Origin of the sequence: Curtobacterium sp. NPDC088465 (assembly GCF_044753165.1) — a bacterium.
Taxonomy (GTDB): domain Bacteria; phylum Actinomycetota; class Actinomycetes; order Actinomycetales; family Microbacteriaceae; genus Curtobacterium.
Genome location: NZ_JBIVMR010000001.1, coordinates 113,025 through 129,862, shown reverse-complemented (window position 1 = coordinate 129,862; position 16,838 = coordinate 113,025). Strand labels below are relative to the sequence as shown.

The following is a 16,838-nucleotide window of genomic DNA, read 5'->3' as shown; positions in this document are numbered from 1 at the left end:
TCCTGGCACCTCGTGCGACAATGACAGCAGTCGCGCGGCCGATCCGTGCGGCGAGAGAGCTTTCCGGGCGCAGCCCGGACGATCAGGCGCGGTGAGAGCGCGCCGTGACCGGGACTCGCGTCACACCCGATGCCGAGCCGGTCGGGCCGGGTGTCCGACACGGAACGACACCGGACCGCACGCCGGGACGACGAACACCGGTCACGAGAACGAACACGGGGGCGTGGACGCCACCCGTGACAACCACAGAATTCCCGCCGTCCGTCAGGACGCGAGTGGGGCCGAGGAGTGCACCAGATCCATGGTGGAGCAGAACACCGACAACCCGAACAACGAAGAAGTCGCACCGAAGCGCCGTGGCCGCCTGTTCGGCAGCCGTCGCGCCCGGTCCACCGGCCAGGAGGCCCGTGGTGACGTCGACACCGACACCAGCGACATCGAGGCGGTCGCCGTGACCGACGACGCGCCGACCGACGGGACCGCTGCGGTCGACGGACCGGTCGCCCCGGACAGCGCGTCGACGGATGCCGAAGCGACGGACACCGAAGCGACGGACACCGAAGCGACGGACACCGAAGCGACGGGCAGCGAGCCGACGACCCCCGAGCCGACGACCCCTGCGTCGACGGACACGGCGACGGCGGACGACGCCGTCGAGGTCGCGGTCGAGCACGTCACGGCCGCCGCGGCTGAGCCCCAGGACGTCTCGACGGTCACGGGCAGCCAGCCCGTCGTCGAGGCGTCGTCGGACGGCGGTGCAGCCGGCATCGAGCGCAGCACGGTCGCGGACGCACCCGCTGCGACCACACCAGCCGACCCGGACGGGGCGACCACGGCGGACGTCGCGTCCTCCGCGGTGGCGACCGACGCGGTCGAGGTGGGCGGTGCCTCCCGGCCGGAGCCCGCATCTGCTCCCGAGGCGGACGAGCCCTTCGTGCCGAAGGCGACCAGCACCCTCAGCCTGATCTTCCACGCGCCGGTCCTGCCGGACCTGCCGGCCCTGCCGGCGCGCGCTGCGCGTGACGAGGACGACGACGAGGACGACGAGCAGGGCGGCAGCCGCCGTCGCTCGCGTCGTCGCGGGAGCAGTGCCGACCGCCAGGAGCGCGGCGTCCGTGAGCCGCGCGACCACCAGGAGCCGCGCCGCCGCGAGCCGGAGCTCATCACCGAGCCACAGCGCATCAAGGGGTCCACCCGACTCGAGGCGAAGAAGCAGCGTCGCCGCGACGGCCGTGACGCCGGTCGTCGTCGCACGGTCATCACCGAGGACGAGTTCCTCGCGCGCCGCGAGAGCGTCGACCGCCAGATGATCGTCCGGTCGAGCTCGTCGAAGATCGAGATCGGCGTGCTCGAGGACAACGTCCTCGCGGAGCACTACGTCACCAAGTCGCACAACGTCTCGCTCATCGGGAACGTCTACCTCGGCAAGGTGCAGAACGTGCTGCCCTCGATGGAGGCGGCCTTCGTCGACATCGGCCGCGGTCGGAACGCCGTGCTCTACGCGGGCGAGGTCGACTGGAACTCGGTCGACACCGGCAACCACGGCCGACGCATCGAGGCCGCGCTCAAGCCCGGGGACAAGGTCCTCGTGCAGGTCACCAAGGACCCGGTCGGGCACAAGGGTGCCCGTCTGACCTCGCAGGTCTCGCTGCCGGGTCGCTACCTGGTCTACGTGCCGAACGGCTCCATGAACGGCATCTCGCGCAAGCTGCCGGACACCGAGCGTGCGCGCCTGAAGAAGATCCTCAAGGAGGTCCTGCCGGAGCACGCGGGCGTCATCGTCCGCACCGCTGCCGAGGGCGCGACCGAGGAACAGCTCACGCGCGACGTGCAGCGTCTGACCAGCCAGTGGGACGCGATCCAGAAGAAGGTGCAGAACGGGCACGCCCCGGTCATGCTGCACTCGGAGCCGGACCTGCTCGTCAAGATCGTGCGTGACGTCTTCAACGAGGACTTCACGAAGCTGATCATCGACGGCGAGGCCGCGCGCGGCACCATCGAGGAGTACCTCGACGCCGTGGCGCCCGACCTCAAGGACCGCGTCGAGATCTACGACGGCCCGGACTCGTTCGAGGAGTACCGCCTCAACGAGCAGATCGAGAAGGCCCTGGACCGCAAGGTGTGGCTGCCCTCGGGTGGCTCGCTCGTGATCGACCGCACCGAGGCCATGACGGTCGTCGACGTCAACACCGGCAAGTTCGTCGGCTCGGGCGGCAACCTCGAGGAGACCGTCACCAAGAACAACCTCGAGGCGGCCGAGGAGATCGTCCGACAGCTCCGCCTGCGCGACATCGGCGGCATCATCGTCATCGACTTCATCGACATGGTGCTCGAGTCGAACCGCGACCTGGTGCTGCGTCGTCTCGTCGAGTGCCTGAGCCGCGACCGCACGAAGCACCAGGTGGCCGAGGTCACCTCGCTCGGCCTCGTGCAGATGACCCGCAAGAAGATCGGTGTCGGGCTGCGTGAGTCGCTCGACGAGGTCAACGCCAAGGTCAACGACAACAACGCGGACCCCGGGCCCTCGAAGGGGCGCCGCAAGGGCCGCGGCAACGGCGGCTCGACCGGTGGCAACGGCAACGGCAACGGCCAGGGAGGCAACGGGCACGGTGGCAACGGCGGCTCGGGCAACGGGGGCTCCGGCAACGGGTCGACCGGCCAGTCGTCGCAGGCGCACCAGATCACCGAGGACGTCAAGAACGCGCTGTCCCGCATCGCGGCCTCGACCCTGCCCCACGACGAGGCGTCGTCCGGCGAACCGGTGACCGGCGTGGCGTCGCCGCGCGGCGGTGCGGCGACCCCGGACCCCGAGGCCGCGGTCTCCGCCTCGGCCGATGCACCAGCGTCCGGTCCGTCGCCGGTGTCCGCGCCGGAGCGTGGCGCGGAGGACGCCGGGGGTGCGGGCAACCGTGACGGCGAGCAGTCGTCCGGGTCGAAGCGCCGCCGCCGTCGTGGCGGTCGTGGTGCCGGCAGTGCTGCACCCGAGCAGCGCGGTACCGACGAGCAGGATGCCGAACAGCACGGCGGCGAGCAGCGCGGGTCCGCCGTGCGCGACACCGACGAGGCCGTCCAGCACCGTTCCGGCCGCGCGGGCTCCGCTGGCGCACAGGAGACCCCTTCGCAGGGGTCCGCTCCCGAGCCGTCCGCGCAGGAGGCTGCTCCGGCGAAGACCGCGCCGACCCGTCGCCGCGTGAGCTCGAGCGCTCCCGTCACCCCGACCGAGAACACCGTCGCGATCCTCGACATCCCGGTGGCCGTGACCAAGCGTGAGCCGCGTCCGGTCCGGGACGACGCGGAGTCGCTCCTCGACTCCGTGCTGCAGGCCCTCCCGGAGCCGAAGCAGCCGGGGCAGGGCCGATCGCGGTCGCGCCGTGTGTCGTCGCCGAGCATCAGCGCACCGGCGTCCTCGGACGACGACGGGCAGGACGACGGCGCCGTGATCGTGGGGAACTGACGTGACCCACGCGGGCGACCCGAACGGTCGGCAGCAGGACCGCGGGTACTACGGTGCGGGCTGGTCGCAGCCCGCACCGCCCGCGGGCGGCCAGCCCGGTGGCCCGGCGTGGCCCGGCCAGCAGCACGTCGGCCAGCAACCCGGCGGCCAGCAGCAGCCGCCGTACGGCCGCCCGCAGGACGGTCAGCAGCCGTACGGCCAGCCGCAGGACGGCCAACAGCCGTACGGCCAGCAGGGCCGGGTGCGGTCACGGCCGCCCCGGACCGCGGATCCGCGCCGGGCGTTCGCACCCGGAGCGTCGGTCGCCAACGTCACGGGGGCCCTCATCGCCGTCGTGTCCGTCGTGCTCGTCGAGGTGGTGTCCGGCGTCCTCGGGCTGCTCGGGGCGTCCCTCGTCGTGCACCCCTTCTCGACGTACGGCACCGGGGCGAGCCTGCTCGGCAGCTTCGTGTCGGGCGTGTTCGCCTCGCCGTTCCCGTTCTACGTGGGAGCGTTCACGGCCCTCGCGTTCCTCACGCCGATCGCGCGGCGGAGTCCGCTGCCGACGGTGCTCCTCCGTGCCGTGCTCGCCGGTGCCGCGGGGACGGTCGCCCTGGCGCTCGTCGGGGTCTTCACCGGGTCCTACGCCGCGGTCCGGACGGGGTCGGGTGCCCGGCTCGTCATCGACGTCCTCACCGGGCCCCTGCAGAACGGCATCCCCTTCACCCTCATGCTCCTCGCGACGTCGACCGTGGCGTGGCTCTGGCTGGGACGTCCACGGGGAGGACGCCCGGGGCAGGGGCCGACGGGCGGACGACCGGGGACGGTCCGTCCTGCGGACGCCGTGCCCGCGCCGACCGTGCAGCCCGCCGTGCAGCCCTACGGTGCGCAGCAGCAGCAGCAGCAGCAGCAGTACGGTCAGCCGTCCGGGTCCCAGCAGGCCGCCGGCCAGCCGCCCGTGCAGCGGCCCGACGACCGGTGGACGCCGCCGACGCGCTGACACCGACACGCTCGGTCGCCGGGCACCGCCGGTGCGCTGGCACAGCCACCGGCGGGAGCCCGGCTCCGGGCGTCCGTCGTCGGCTCGCTCGACCCCGCCCGGCCACCCCGCGCACCGCCGGACCGCCGGACGCCGAACCGTGCCGACCGCATGGCGCGAGCTGCTGCTGACCACCGGGAAGCACCTCGCGCCACGCCGTCACGTGGTTCGACGTGCTCGACGTCGTGCGGACGCCGACAGCGCCGCCACACTGCCGCTCGCCAGCCGGCAGCCGCCACCCTGCCGCTCGCCGGCCGGGGGCTGCCGGCGACCGGCGGCTGCCGGCGTCCGGCGTCCGGCGCCCGGCCTCCCGCTGCTGCCGTCCGCTGTGGCGGCCGGCCGCCGACCGCACGCTACGGCGGGTCGCATCGATCGTCGTGCCATGGCCGACGGGACCGCGGCGACCCCGCGTCCTGCCGGGTGGGCCACCGGGCGCGACGCTGCGTGGCGGCGGCGGGGCGCGCCTCCCGGCCGTCGCGCCGCGGACCCGTGCGACGCGCCACGGAGGGAGCGCGTCGCCGACCGTCCGCGCGGCCTGCGCGGACGGTCAGTGCGCGTGCCGGTCCCGACCGCGCTTGTCGCGCTGCGCCACCCGCAGGCCGCTCGCGATGAGCCGGAGCACCAGCTCGCGCCCGGTCACCGCCGTCGCGCCCGCAGCCACCAGTTCGTGGTAGCGGGAACGCGGTACGTCGTAGTGGTCGTGGTCGAACGCGCGGCGGGGGATCCCGGCCCGTTCGGCGAAGGCGTGGAGTTCGTCGTAGGATGCATCACTGACGAGGTGCGACCAGACGGTGTCGTGGGCGGGCCACGTCGGCGGGTCGATCAGCACGGTCACGCGAGTCATCGTACGTGTGTCGCCGTTTGACCGGACCCGGGGGGATCGAGTATTCTCGATCCCTGGTGTCAGCGGGCCGTTCTGCCTGCGTCGCCGATCGGGCCCGGCCTCCGGGAGCCGCTCGTGCAGAAGTGGGCACCCGAGACTTCCCTCAAGCAGAGTACGTAAGGAATTCCACGTGGTTTACGCAGTAGTGCGCGCCGGCGGCCGTCAGGAGAAGGTCGAGGTCGGCACGATCCTCACGATCGACCGTGCCAAGGCCGACGACAAGGGCAACATCGACCTCGCCCCGGTGCTCCTCGTGGACGGTGACAAGATCACGTCGGCGGCTTCCGAGCTCGCGAACGTGACCGTCACCGCCCAGGTGCTCGAGGACCTCCGCGGCCCGAAGGTCGTCATCCAGAAGTTCAAGAACAAGACCGGGTACAAGAAGCGCCAGGGCTTCCGCGCTGAGCTCACCCGTGTCAAGATCACCTCGATCGCGTAAGGCGGGAGTAGAAGATGGCACACAAGAAGGGTGCGAGCTCCACTCGCAACGGTCGTGACTCGAACGCACAGCGCCTCGGCGTGAAGCGCTTCGGTGGCGAGGTCGTCAACGCCGGCGAGATCATCCTCCGCCAGCGTGGCACCCACTTCCACCCGGGCGCCAACGTCGGCCGCGGTGGCGACGACACGCTGTTCGCCCTCTCGGCCGGTTCGGTCGAGTTCGGCACCAAGGGCGGCCGCAAGGTCGTCAACATCGTCAACGCGTAACACCAGCGACGACAGACTCTGCGGGAGGGGCGGGCCACGTGCCCGCCCCTCCCGTTCTTTCGTGCACGACCTCGAGCGCCGCGGTACCGTCCGCGCGCTCGAGCCAGAACCAGGAGTGGACCCATGGCGACCTTCGTCGACCGCGTGACCCTGCACCTCACCGCGGGGAACGGCGGCAACGGCTGCGTGTCGGTCCGCCGTGAGAAGTTCAAGCCCCTCGCCGGCCCGGACGGCGGCAACGGCGGTGACGGCGGGGACATCGTCCTCGTCGCCGACCCGCAGGTGACGACCCTGCTCGGCTACCACCGCTCGCCGCACCGCTCGTCGAAGAACGGCCAGCCGGGCATGGGCGACATGCGCAGCGGTGTCAGCGGCGAGACCCTCGAGCTCCCCGTCCCGATCGGCACCGTGGTGCACGACGAGGACGGCGAGGTCCTCGCCGACATGACCGAGCCGGGCATGCGCGTCGTCGTGGCCCCCGGCGGTCAGGGCGGTCTCGGCAACGCCGCGCTCGCGACCACGAAGCGCAAGGCCCCCGGCTTCGCGCTGCTCGGCACCCCGGGGTGGACCGGCGACGTCAGCCTCGAGCTGAAGACGATCGCCGACGTCGCCCTCGTCGGCTTCCCCAGCGCCGGCAAGTCCTCGCTCATCGCCGCGATCTCCGCCGCGAAGCCGAAGATCGCCGACTACCCGTTCACGACCCTGACGCCGAACCTCGGCGTCGTCGAGTCGGGCGAGGTCCGCTTCACCGTCGCCGACGTCCCGGGCCTGATCGAGGGCGCGTCGGAGGGCAAGGGCCTCGGCCTCGAGTTCCTCCGGCACGTCGAGCGCTGCGAGGCGCTCCTGCACGTCATCGACTGCGCCACGCTCGACCCGGGCCGCGACCCGCTCTCCGACCTCGACGTCATCCTCGGCGAGCTGGAGCGCTACCCGGTGCCCGAGGGCCAGACCCCGCTCCTCGAGCGTCCGCAGCTCGTCGCGCTCAACAAGGTCGACGTGCCCGAGGCAGCCGAGCTCGCCGACTTCGTCACCGCCGAGCTCGAGGAGCGCGGCTACCGCGTGTTCCCGATCTCGACCGCATCCCGCAAGGGTCTGCGCGAGCTGACGTTCGCCCTGGCCGAGGTCGTCGAGCAGGCCCGTGCCGACCGTCCCGCCGCGCCCGAGCAGGAGCGCATCGTCCTCCGCCCGAAGGCCGTCAACGAGAAGCCCTTCACCGTGCGCGCCGAGGGCGGCGAGGAGCACCGCTTCTACCGCGTCCGGGGCGACAAGCCGGAGCGCTGGGTCACCCAGACCGACTTCACGAACGAGGAGGCGATCGGCTACCTGGCCGACCGGCTCGCGAAGCTCGGCGTCGAGGACGGCCTGTTCAAGGCCGGAGCGGTCGCCGGGTCCACCGTCGTCATCGGCGGGGACGGCGGCATGGTGTTCGACTGGGAGCCCACGCTGACGTCGACCGCCGAGCTCATCACGAGCGCCCGCGGCACCGACGCCCGCGTCGGCGGATCGTCGCGCCCGACGCGCAACGAGCGCCGCGAGGAGTACTTCGAGCGCATGGACGCCAAGGCGGCTGCGCGCGCCGAGCTCGAGCAGGAGCGCGTGTCCGGCCTGTGGGCCGACGACGACCGGGACGACCAGGACTGACCGACGCATGACCGACGCGCGCGCACGCACCGACCTCGGGCCCGTCAGCCGGCGGCAGGACGTGCCGCGTGCGCGTCGGCTCGTCGTCAAGGTGGGGTCGTCGTCGGTCAGCGGTGACAACACCGGGCAGATCGCCGCGCTCGTGGACGCCCTGGCCGCGGCACATGCGCGTGGCACCGAGGTCGTCCTCGTGTCCTCCGGTGCCATCGCCACCGGGTTCCCGTTCCTCGGGCTCGAGGGACGCCCCGATGACCTGGCGACCCAGCAGGCAGCGGCCGCGACCGGGCAGAACGTGCTCATGTTCCGGTACCAGAAGGAGCTCGACCGGCACGGCATCGTCGCGGCTCAGGTGTTGCTCACCGCGGGGGACATGCAGAACCCGACGCACCGGGTGAACGCGCAGCGGGCGGTCGACCGGTTGCTCGCGCTGCGGGTGCTCCCCATCGTCAACGAGAACGACACGGTCGCCACCCACGAGATCCGCTTCGGGGACAACGACCGGCTCGCGGCCCTCGTCGCGCGGCTCCTCGGGGCCGACGCGCTCGTGCTGCTGTCCGACGTCGCGTCGCTCTACACCCGTCCGCCGGAGCACCCGGGGGCCGAGCCCATCGACGAGGTCCCGTTCGGCGACGAGCTCGCCGGCGTGACCTTCGGGTCGGTCGGGGCGGCCGGCGTCGGGACCGGCGGAGCGGGCACGAAGGTCGCCGCGGCCCGGCTCGCGGCCGAGGCGGGGACGTCGGTGCTCGTCACCGGGACCGCGCTCGTCGACCGGGCACTGGCCGGGGAGCACGTCGGCACCTGGTTCCACGCGGCGCCGCGGCGCTGACGGGACTCGGTCGGCCTGGAGGCACGGTGCCGGCCCGCTACGTCGGCCTGCGGTCGGGACGCCGGCGTTCGGTCGACGTCGGCCTGCGGTCGAGACGCCGGCGTTCGGTCGAGACGCCGCGGAGCGGGTGAGACGCCGCCGGAAGCGGGTCCGTCTCGGCGGCACCGGACCGTCCCGCGCCGACGGCGGCGTCCCACCGCGGCACGCTCCGCCCCGGCGGCAGGATCGCGAGCGGTGCCGGACACTCGCGGACGTGAGCCGAGTCCTGCACCGGAGTCGCGCCTCCCGGCCGTCTCCACAGGCATGACCCCACCAGCGTCACGAGCCCGGCGGCCGACCTAGTATCGGACCATGTCGCCGACCGTCACCGCCCCCACCCTCACCGACAAGCTGGTCGCGGCGCGTGCCGCCTCGACGGCGCTCGCGACGGCGACCACGGCGGTCAAGGACCAGGCACTGCGCGCCGTCGCGGTCGCCCTGCGTGCCGGGACGGACGCCATCGTCGCGGCGAACCACGGAGACCTCGTCGCGGGCGAGGACGACGGGCTCTCCTCCGGTCTGCTCGACCGCCTGCGCCTCGACACCGCACGGATCGACGCCCTCGCCGGGGCGGTCGAGCACGTGGTGGGACTGCCGGACCCGGTCGGCGACCTCGTCCGCGGGTCCCGGTTGCCGAACGGACTCCAGCTCACCCAGGTCCGCGTGCCGTTCGGGGTCGTCGGGGCCATCTACGAGGCGCGCCCGAACGTGACCGTCGACATCGCCGCGCTCGCGCTGAAGAGCGGCAACGCCGTCGTCCTCCGTGGCGGATCGGCAGCGCAGCGCACCAACGCCGAACTGGTCGAGCGCATCCGCGGGGCGGTGGCCTCGGTGGGGCTGCCGGCGGACCTCGTGCAGACGATCGACGAGTTCGGGCGCCAGGGAGCGACCGACCTGATGCGTGCTCGCGGCCTCGTGGACGTCCTGGTGCCGCGGGGGAGTGCCTCGCTCATCCAGACCGTCGTGACCGAGTCGCAGGTGCCCGTGATCGAGACCGGTGCGGGCGTGGTGCACGTGTACCTCGACGCGTCGGCACCGCTGGAGCGCTCGGTCGACATCGTGCTGAACAGCAAGGTCCAGCGGCCGAGTGTCTGCAACGCCCTCGAGACGCTGCTCGTGCACGAGGCGGCTGCCGAGCGGTTGCTGCCGGTGCTGGCCGACCGCCTCCGAGCCGCCGGCGTGACCCTGCGCGGCGACGACGCCACCCGGACCATCGTCCCCGGCGTGCTCCGCGCGACCGATGCGGACTGGGCGACGGAGTCGATGGACCTGGACCTGTCGATCCGGGTCGTGCCCGACGTCGACGCGGCGATGGCGCACATCGCGCGGTGGTCCACGCACCACACGGAGTCGATCGTGACCGACGACGTCGACACGGCCGAGCGCTTCCTGGCCGAGGTCGACTCCGCGGTGGTGATGGCGAACGCGTCGACGCGCTTCACCGACGGCGGCGAGTTCGGTTTCGGCGCCGAGGTGGGCATCTCGACGCAGAAGCTGCACGCGCGCGGCCCGATGGGACTGCCCGAGCTCACCAGCACCAAGTGGATCGTGCGCGGGCACGGACAGATCCGCGGCTAGACTGGGCCGCGACTTCCCACCCGATCGAACGGAGCACCGGACCGATGACCTTCCTCGCAGAAGCTGCTGAGCACGCCTCCGGGGTGCCCGCGTTCGTCTTCCCGATGTGCGGCGCGCTGTTCTTCACGTTCCTCGGGTTCGTCACCTGGAGCTTCCGCGACGTCGCGTACCGTCACTCGCACAAGTTCGAGGCCACCCGCCACCACGAGACGGGTGTCGACGAGTTCGGTCACACCAAGCTCTGACACGCCGCTCGATGCTCGAGAGCACGGGGCGCCCACGCATCGGCGTGATGGGCGGCACGTTCGACCCGATCCACCACGGGCACCTCGTGGCGGCGTCCGAGGTCGCGCGCGCCTTCGACCTGGACGAGGTCGTCTTCGTCCCCACCGGTCAGCCGTACATGAAGTCGGACGTCACCGACGCCGAACACCGGTACCTGATGACGGTCATCGCGACGGCGTCGAACCCGATGTTCACGGTCAGCCGGGTCGACATCGACCGTCCGGGGCCCACCTACACGATCGACACGCTCCGCGACCTGCGTGACCAGCGACCGGATGCGCAGCTCGTCTTCATCTCGGGCGCGGACGCCGTTCAGCAGATCCTCGACTGGAAGGATCATGATGGTCTCTGGGACCTCGCGCACTTCGTCGCGGTCACCCGTCCGGGCCACGATCTGAGCATCACCGGACTCCCCGAACGAGACGTGAGCTTGCTCGAAGTCCCTGCACTGGCGATATCCTCGACGGATTGCCGCGACCGGGTCAGGCGCGGCCACCCCGTGTGGTACTTGGTCCCCGACGGGGTCGTCCAGTACATCTCCAAGCACCACCTGTATCGGAGCGTTGCATGAGTTCGTCCGACGCGCAGCCGCCTCTCTCGCGGCGTGAGGCGCGCGAGCGGGAGCGTGCCGCCGCAGCCGGCGGGCAGCCGGTCACCCCGCCGCCGACCGTCGCAGCACCGTCCGACCAGCCCGAGGCCCGTCGTCGACCGGGCTCGCACGTCGCGCCGTCGCCGAGCGGCCCCGCGCAGTCGGCAGCCCGTCCCACCTCCGGCGACTCCGCTCCTGCCCCGCAGCCCGCCAGCGCGGTGTTCCCGCTCACCCCGGCTCCGGCCTCGGCGACGGAGATCGTGCCGGGGACCGGCGGCCTCACCCGTCGTCAGCTCCGCCTGATGCGCGAGGCCGAGGGGCAGGCGGTGCAGCCCGTGCCGCTGCGCGCGCCGACCCCGCAGTCCTCCGACCGCACCGTCCAGGACGTCATCGGGTCGGTCGGTCACCTCGACCAGGACACCGAGCGTCCGCGCCCGGCCTCGGCAGACCGCGGGTCGTCGACCCCGCCGCGTCCGGTCCCGGCGTCCGCGGATCGTCCGACCTCGGCGCAGGACCCGGTCCGGTCCGCCCAGGTCCCGCTCGCCCCGACCCCGGTCGTCGACGCCTCCGAGGCGACGGACGGGACCGGCGACGCCACGGACGCACCCGGTCAGGAGCCTGCCGCCGAGACCGAGATGCTCGACGCCGCTGCGGTGGCCCAGGCGACCGAGGCCGACGGCTCCCCGGACGCGATCGAGCCCCTGAGCGAGGCCGCGGCGCACGCCGAGGAACCCCGACGCCACCGCACGACCTGGGCGCCGCCGGAGACCGACGACGCCCCGACCACCGACGACGCCCGGGCCACCGACGACGGCCAGGCCACCGACGACCGTCAGACCGACGACGACGCACGGCGCTCGGACGGTGCCGCGGACGACGATGCTCCCCGAGTGTCGCCGTCGTCGGCGCCGATGGCCTCGTCCTCGACGCCCGTCGTCTTCCCGCTGTCGCTCGACGACGACACGAACGAGGTCCCGATCCAGCGCCCGACGCCGGCGACGGACTCCCGTCCCGACGACGGTGCCGACGCCGTCGGTGACGCCCCCCGCGTCCCCGCCGCGTTCCGTCGGAGCCCCGAGCCGAAGCCGGTCACGACGGCCTTCGAACCGCCGGCCGGTCACTGGACCCAGCAGGCGCGGGACGCCGGTGACGCCGAGGTGCACGACGTGACGGGCACGCGCCGCGTCGCGGTGCAGGACACCAACTCGATCGTGCTGCCGAACTCGGCGCTGGCCGACCCGACCGGGGCCCTGAACGCCACGGGTGAGGTCATCCTGACCGGTTCGATCGACCTGCCCGCGTCGCTGTCCTCCACCGGGTCACACCGACCGATCGACGGGTCCGAGGTCGACCGTCTGCTCGAGCAGCACGACGAGCAGCCGGAGACGGACGCGAGCCCCGTCCGGGCGAGCCGTGCGGTGTCGAGCCACACGTCCACCCGTCAGGTCGTGCTCGCCGCCGCGAAGCCGAAGGAGTCCCGGACCCCGGTCATCCTCGGCGTCACCGTCGGCGCCGTCGGTCTGGCGGCCGCCGGGGTCATCATCGTCGCCCTGCTCACCACCCACCTCGGCGGCTGACCGCCCGCCGACCCCTCGTCGAACGTCGCCCCGTCGCCCGACCCGGCCCACCGGCCTGGCCGCTGTCGGCGGGGTGGCCTATGATCAGGACCCACCACACGGACCCGCAGAGCGCGGTGCCGACGACCGGAAGGACTCCGTGACCGCCTCCTCACGCGCACTGGAACTCGTGCAGATCGCCGCCCAGGCGGCCGACGCGAAGCAGGCCGAAGACCTCGTCGCCCTCGACGTGACCGGGCCGCTGCAGCTCACCGACGTGTTCCTGCTCGCGACCGGCCGGAACGAGCGCAACGTGCTCGCCATCGCGGACGAGGTCGAGGACCGTCTGATCGCTGCCGGCGCCAAGCCGCTCCGACGCGAGGGCCGGACCGAAGGCCGCTGGGTCCTCATCGACTTCGGCGACATCGTCGTGCACGTCTTCCACGAGGAAGACCGTCAGTACTACTCGCTCGAGCGCCTCTGGTCGGACTGCCCGACGATCCCGCTCGAGCTGCCCGTCGACCACACGGCGTAGACGCGACGCGCCCGGGTGGCGGAGACGATTTCGTCACCCGGCGTTCGCGTGGTGTACGCTTTCATGGTGCCGCCGGGAACGGGGGCACGGAGCAACACGATCTGGGTCTGTGGCGCAGCTGGTAGCGCACCTGCATGGCATGCAGGGGGTCAGGGGTTCGAGTCCCCTCAGATCCACCGAAGAACACGACGAAGCCCCGCCGGACACCCGGCGGGGCTTCGTCGTTCCGGGCCGCCGCACCCCAGTACGCTGTTGCGCATGAGCAACGACGCCCCCGTGACCGGTTCCCAGCCGACCGGTCCTCACCTGGCCGGATCCCCGCTGTCCGGGTCCGCCCTGACGATCACCGCCGGCGGGTACACCGCCGAGATCGCCTCGGTCGGGGCGTCGCTCCGGACACTCCGCGCCGACGGACGCGACCTGGTCGTCCCGTTCGCCGCCGACGAGGTCCGTCCGGCCTTCCGCGGCGCCGTCCTGGCCCCGTGGCCGAACCGGGTCGTCGACGGCCGGTACACCTTCGGCGGACAGGACCACGAGCTCGCCCTGACCGAACCGAAGCGGCACCACGCGCTGCACGGCCTCGTCGCCTGGACCGACTTCCGCATCGTGGTCCACGAGCCCGACCGTGCCGTGCTCGCCACGACCGTCCCCGCGCAGGAGGGGTACCCGTACCGCGTCGAGGTGCTCGTCGAGTACCGCGTCGACGCCGACGGGCTGCACACGACCGTCACCGGGACGAACACCGGTGGGGACGCGGCACCGTGGGGGACCGGGCCGCACCCGTACCTCGTCGCCGGCGCCGGTCGCGTCGACGACTGGACCCTCACCCTGCCCGCCGCCGAGGTGCTCGAGGTCACCGAGGACCGTCTCGTGCCGACCGGCACCGCCCCCGTGCACGACGAGTTCGACCTGCGCACCGCGACCGCGATCGGCGACCGTTTCATCGACCACGCGTTCACCGGGTTCGACCGGAACGGCGACGGGCTGGCGACGATCGTGCTCACCGCGGCGGACGGCCACGGGGTCCGGGTGTCCTTCGGGCCGGAGTGCGGCTGGGCGCAGGTGCACACCGCTGACCACGTCGTGCCGGAGTACCACCGCGTCGGCCTCGCGGTCGAGCCGATGACCTGCGCACCGGACGCCTTCAACGCGGGCGAGGAAGCCGGGCTCGTCGTGCTCGCCCCCGGAGCCGCGCATGCCGCCTCGTGGACGATCGCCGCGGTCTGACCCGAGCGCGGGTCCTCGCGCGACGGCTCGACGGCACGCCCGACCTCGGCGCGCTGGCGGCCGCCACCGGGTCCGACGTCGTCTGGCTGGACTCCGGGCTGCCGGAGGGGGCTCCGGAGGTCGCTCGCGGACGCGCCCGCTGGTCGGTCCTCGCCCACACCGACGGACCGTTCGCGACGCGGTTCCGGCACGAGGACCGACGTGCGGTGCTCGACGTCCCGTCCGCCGCACGGCAGTGGTTCGGGGCGTCGCGCACCGAGGGGCGTGCCGCGTTCGCGGTGCTCGACGACCTGCTGACGTGGACCCCGCAGCTCGACGCCCCGGTGCCGGGCTGCGGCTTCGCGCTCGGCTGGGTCGGGTTCCTCGGGTACGAGCTCGGACGGGAGTCCGGCGGCCCGGACCGCACCGCGGCGCACGCGGACGCCGACCTGCGTTTCGTGGACCGCGCGGTCGTGGTGCACGCCGACGGCAGCGCCTGGGCGCTCGCACTGGTGACCGACGACGAACCGGTGGCCAGTGCGGCGAACCGTGCGTGGCTCGACGGGCCGCACACGGGACGGCCGTCGGCCGACCCGCCGGACGGTGCCACGGGCCTCCCGGTCGACGCCGACGGACGCGTGACCCGCGACGCGTACGAGGCGGCGGTCGAGGCGTGCCGCGCCGAGATCCGTGACGGGAACGCGTTCCAGGTGTGCCTCACGACCGCCTTCGCGGTCGGTGCGTCCGGACGGGAGGCCCTGCTCGCGCCCGCCACCGATCCGCACCTGGTCGAGTACCTGCGACTGCGGCGTGCGGACCCCGTCCCGTTCGGTGCCTGGCTGCGACTCGGCCCCCTGCGGGTCGCGAGCCGTTCCCCGGAGCGGTTCCTGCGGGTCGACGCCGACGGCACGGTCGTCGCTGAGCCGATCAAGGGCACCCGGCCCCGCGACACGGACCCGGACCGCGACGCCGCAGCGCGTACGGCACTCGCTGCGAGCGCGAAGGACCGCGCCGAGAACGTCATGATCGTCGACCTGCTGCGGAACGACCTGCTCCGGACGGCGGTGCCGGGAACGGTGCACGTCGAGCGGCTCTGCGACGTCGAGACCTACGCGACCGTGCACCAGCTCGTGTCGACGGTGTCCGCCGTGCTGCCGGCCGGGGCGTCCCGCGCGGCGGTCGTGCGCGCCGCGTTCCCGCCGGGGTCGATGACGGGGGCGCCGAAGATCAGCGCGATGGCCATCGCCGACCGGCTCGAGGGCGCGCCGCGGGGCGTGTACTCGGGGGCGGTCGGGTACTTCTCGGCGGACGGTTCGGTCGACCTGTCGGTGGCCATCCGCACACTGGTGACGGTGCTGGACGACCGGGGAGCGGAACGGTCTCGGACGTTCGGGGCCGGAGGCGCGGTGACGTGGTCCTCGGTCGCGTCGGACGAGGCAGACGAGGTCGAGACGAAGACGCGGTCGGTGTTCGGAGCACTGGGGGCCTCGGCCCGCTGGTGAGCCGGACGACCGTCCCGGTGCGGGGCGGTTCCGCCGCCCGGTGCGGTCCGGGCGTGTCGAACGGGTGTTCGATCCGGTCGTCCGGCGGATGTCGGACCCGGTTGACATCATCGAACACATGTTCGAATATGAGGGCATGCAGACGGCGGCGGCACTCCTGTCGCCCGGGCCCGAGGGGGCGACCGGGCCCGACGTCCCTGCTCGCGCGGGGGGCCGGTCGGGGTCGACCCGTCCGACCCGACGCGTCGACCACCTGGGCGACGCCCGGGCGGCGCTCGAACGCATCACGGCGCTGCGCTCCCGGGTCTCCGAGATGGAAGCGCCCCGCGTCGACGTCCAGGGGCTCCCCACCGCCGACGCCCTGCAGCCGTTGCTGCCCGGCGGCGCGATCCGGGTCGGGGGGTCCTACGCCGTGCAGGAGTCCGTGCTGCTCGCCATGACCATGCTGCAGGCGGCATCGGCCGAGGGCGCATGGTGCGCCGTGGTCGGGGTGCCGTCCTTCGGGGTCGAGGCGGCGGCGGCGATGGGGATCGACCTCGAACGGCTCGTGCTCGTGCCCGACCCGGGCGACCAGTGGCTCACGGTGACCGCGGCACTCGCCGACGTGGCACAGGTCGTCCTGACGCGACCGCTCGGCCGGGTCGTGCCCGGTGACGTCTCCCGGCTGTCCGCGCGGTTGCGGCAGCGGGGCGGAGCGCTCGTCGCCCTCGGGGCCTGGCCGGGCGCCGACGTCACGCTGCGGGTGAGCGGCTCGGTGTGGAACGGCATCGGCGACGGCCACGGGTACCTGACGGAGCGGCGTGCCACGGTGACGGCGTCCGGTCGCGCGGGGGCCGGACGCCCCGTCAGCGCCGACCTGCTGCTGCCGGCGGCCGACGGGGCGGTGCGACCCGCTGCGCCCCTCGTCGCGCGGGCCGGCGGTACCGGCACGGGCGTCGCCGGTGCCCCCGGCGCCGTGGGGGCCGACGGTGCCGGGGCGTCCCGGGTGCTCCGCCCGGTCGCGGTGGCGTCGTGAGTCCGC

General features: G+C 73.3%; 15 protein-coding genes and 1 tRNA gene. 15 read left to right on the top strand and 1 reads right to left on the bottom strand.

Annotation, left to right across the window (positions count from 1 at the left end):
• Nucleotides 1-301: 301 nt before the first annotated feature.
• Both ACIP6W_RS00585 and ACIP6W_RS00580 read left to right on the top strand, forming a co-directional pair.
• Nucleotides 302-3,454, top strand: coding sequence for an Rne/Rng family ribonuclease (locus tag ACIP6W_RS00585; protein WP_400427654.1), 3,153 nt, complete (start codon nt 302-304; stop codon nt 3,452-3,454).
• 1 nt (nt 3,455) lies between these two features.
• Complete coding sequence (locus ACIP6W_RS00580) at nt 3,456-4,433, top strand: hypothetical protein (protein WP_400427652.1); 978 nt, start codon at nt 3,456-3,458, stop codon at nt 4,431-4,433.
• A 586-nt stretch (nt 4,434-5,019) separates the two neighbouring features.
• On the opposite strand, the gene ACIP6W_RS00575 is transcribed toward ACIP6W_RS00580, so the two are convergent.
• The gene (locus ACIP6W_RS00575) at nt 5,020-5,307 is read right to left on the bottom strand and encodes a DUF4031 domain-containing protein (RefSeq protein ID WP_251159805.1); all 288 of its coding nucleotides are present in this window, start codon (nt 5,305-5,307) and stop codon (nt 5,020-5,022) included.
• A 178-nt stretch (nt 5,308-5,485) separates the two neighbouring features.
• Here ACIP6W_RS00575 and rplU point away from each other — a divergent pair, with 178 nt between their 5' ends.
• The 13 genes from rplU to ACIP6W_RS00510 all read left to right on the top strand — a co-directional run bounded on the left by rplU (nt 5,486) and on the right by ACIP6W_RS00510 (nt 16,832).
• Complete coding sequence (gene rplU, locus ACIP6W_RS00570; RefSeq protein WP_066653169.1) at nt 5,486-5,794, top strand: 50S ribosomal protein L21; 309 nt, start codon at nt 5,486-5,488, stop codon at nt 5,792-5,794.
• Between the two features lie 14 nt (nt 5,795-5,808).
• Entirely contained in the window at nt 5,809-6,060 is a 252-nt protein-coding gene (gene rpmA / locus ACIP6W_RS00565) for a 50S ribosomal protein L27 (RefSeq protein WP_022905368.1), read from the top strand.
• 123 nt (nt 6,061-6,183) lie between these two features.
• Complete coding sequence (obgE, locus tag ACIP6W_RS00560) at nt 6,184-7,701, top strand: GTPase ObgE (RefSeq protein WP_066653172.1); 1,518 nt, start codon at nt 6,184-6,186, stop codon at nt 7,699-7,701.
• A gap of 7 nt (nt 7,702-7,708) precedes the next feature.
• On the top strand, nt 7,709-8,527 hold the full coding sequence (proB, locus tag ACIP6W_RS00555; protein ID WP_400427650.1) for a glutamate 5-kinase: 819 nt from the start codon (nt 7,709-7,711) through the stop codon (nt 8,525-8,527).
• Between the two features lie 351 nt (nt 8,528-8,878).
• Nucleotides 8,879-10,144 (top strand): glutamate-5-semialdehyde dehydrogenase, encoded by a 1,266-nt coding sequence (locus ACIP6W_RS00550; protein WP_400427648.1) that lies wholly within the window; start codon nt 8,879-8,881, stop codon nt 10,142-10,144.
• Between the two features lie 44 nt (nt 10,145-10,188).
• On the top strand, nt 10,189-10,389 hold the full coding sequence (locus tag ACIP6W_RS00545; protein WP_058728434.1) for a hypothetical protein: 201 nt from the start codon (nt 10,189-10,191) through the stop codon (nt 10,387-10,389).
• A gap of 11 nt (nt 10,390-10,400) precedes the next feature.
• Nucleotides 10,401-11,000 (top strand): nicotinate-nucleotide adenylyltransferase, encoded by a 600-nt coding sequence (gene nadD, locus ACIP6W_RS00540; protein WP_081984738.1) that lies wholly within the window; start codon nt 10,401-10,403, stop codon nt 10,998-11,000.
• Nucleotides 10,997-12,595, top strand: a complete 1,599-nt coding sequence (locus ACIP6W_RS00535) for a hypothetical protein (protein ID WP_209683423.1) — start codon at nt 10,997-10,999, stop codon at nt 12,593-12,595. The genes nadD and ACIP6W_RS00535 overlap by 4 nt, the downstream gene beginning before the upstream one ends.
• A 139-nt stretch (nt 12,596-12,734) precedes the next feature.
• Nucleotides 12,735-13,109, top strand: a complete 375-nt coding sequence (rsfS, locus tag ACIP6W_RS00530; RefSeq protein ID WP_066653181.1) for a ribosome silencing factor — start codon at nt 12,735-12,737, stop codon at nt 13,107-13,109.
• Between the two features lie 103 nt (nt 13,110-13,212).
• Nucleotides 13,213-13,285 (top strand) — tRNA-Ala (locus ACIP6W_RS00525).
• An 82-nt stretch (nt 13,286-13,367) separates the two neighbouring features.
• Nucleotides 13,368-14,336: an aldose 1-epimerase family protein gene (locus tag ACIP6W_RS00520; RefSeq protein ID WP_400427644.1), complete on the top strand. Its 969-nt coding sequence runs from the start codon at nt 13,368-13,370 to the stop codon at nt 14,334-14,336.
• Nucleotides 14,315-15,817 carry an anthranilate synthase component I family protein gene (locus tag ACIP6W_RS00515; protein WP_400427641.1) on the top strand — a complete coding sequence of 501 codons (1,503 nt, stop codon included), beginning with the start codon at nt 14,315-14,317 and terminating at the stop codon, nt 15,815-15,817. Before ACIP6W_RS00520 ends, ACIP6W_RS00515 begins: the two co-directional genes overlap by 22 nt.
• Nucleotides 15,818-15,935: 118 nt before the next feature.
• Nucleotides 15,936-16,832, top strand: coding sequence for a hypothetical protein (locus tag ACIP6W_RS00510; protein ID WP_400427638.1), 897 nt, complete (start codon nt 15,936-15,938; stop codon nt 16,830-16,832).
• Nucleotides 16,833-16,838: the final 6 nt, after the last annotated feature.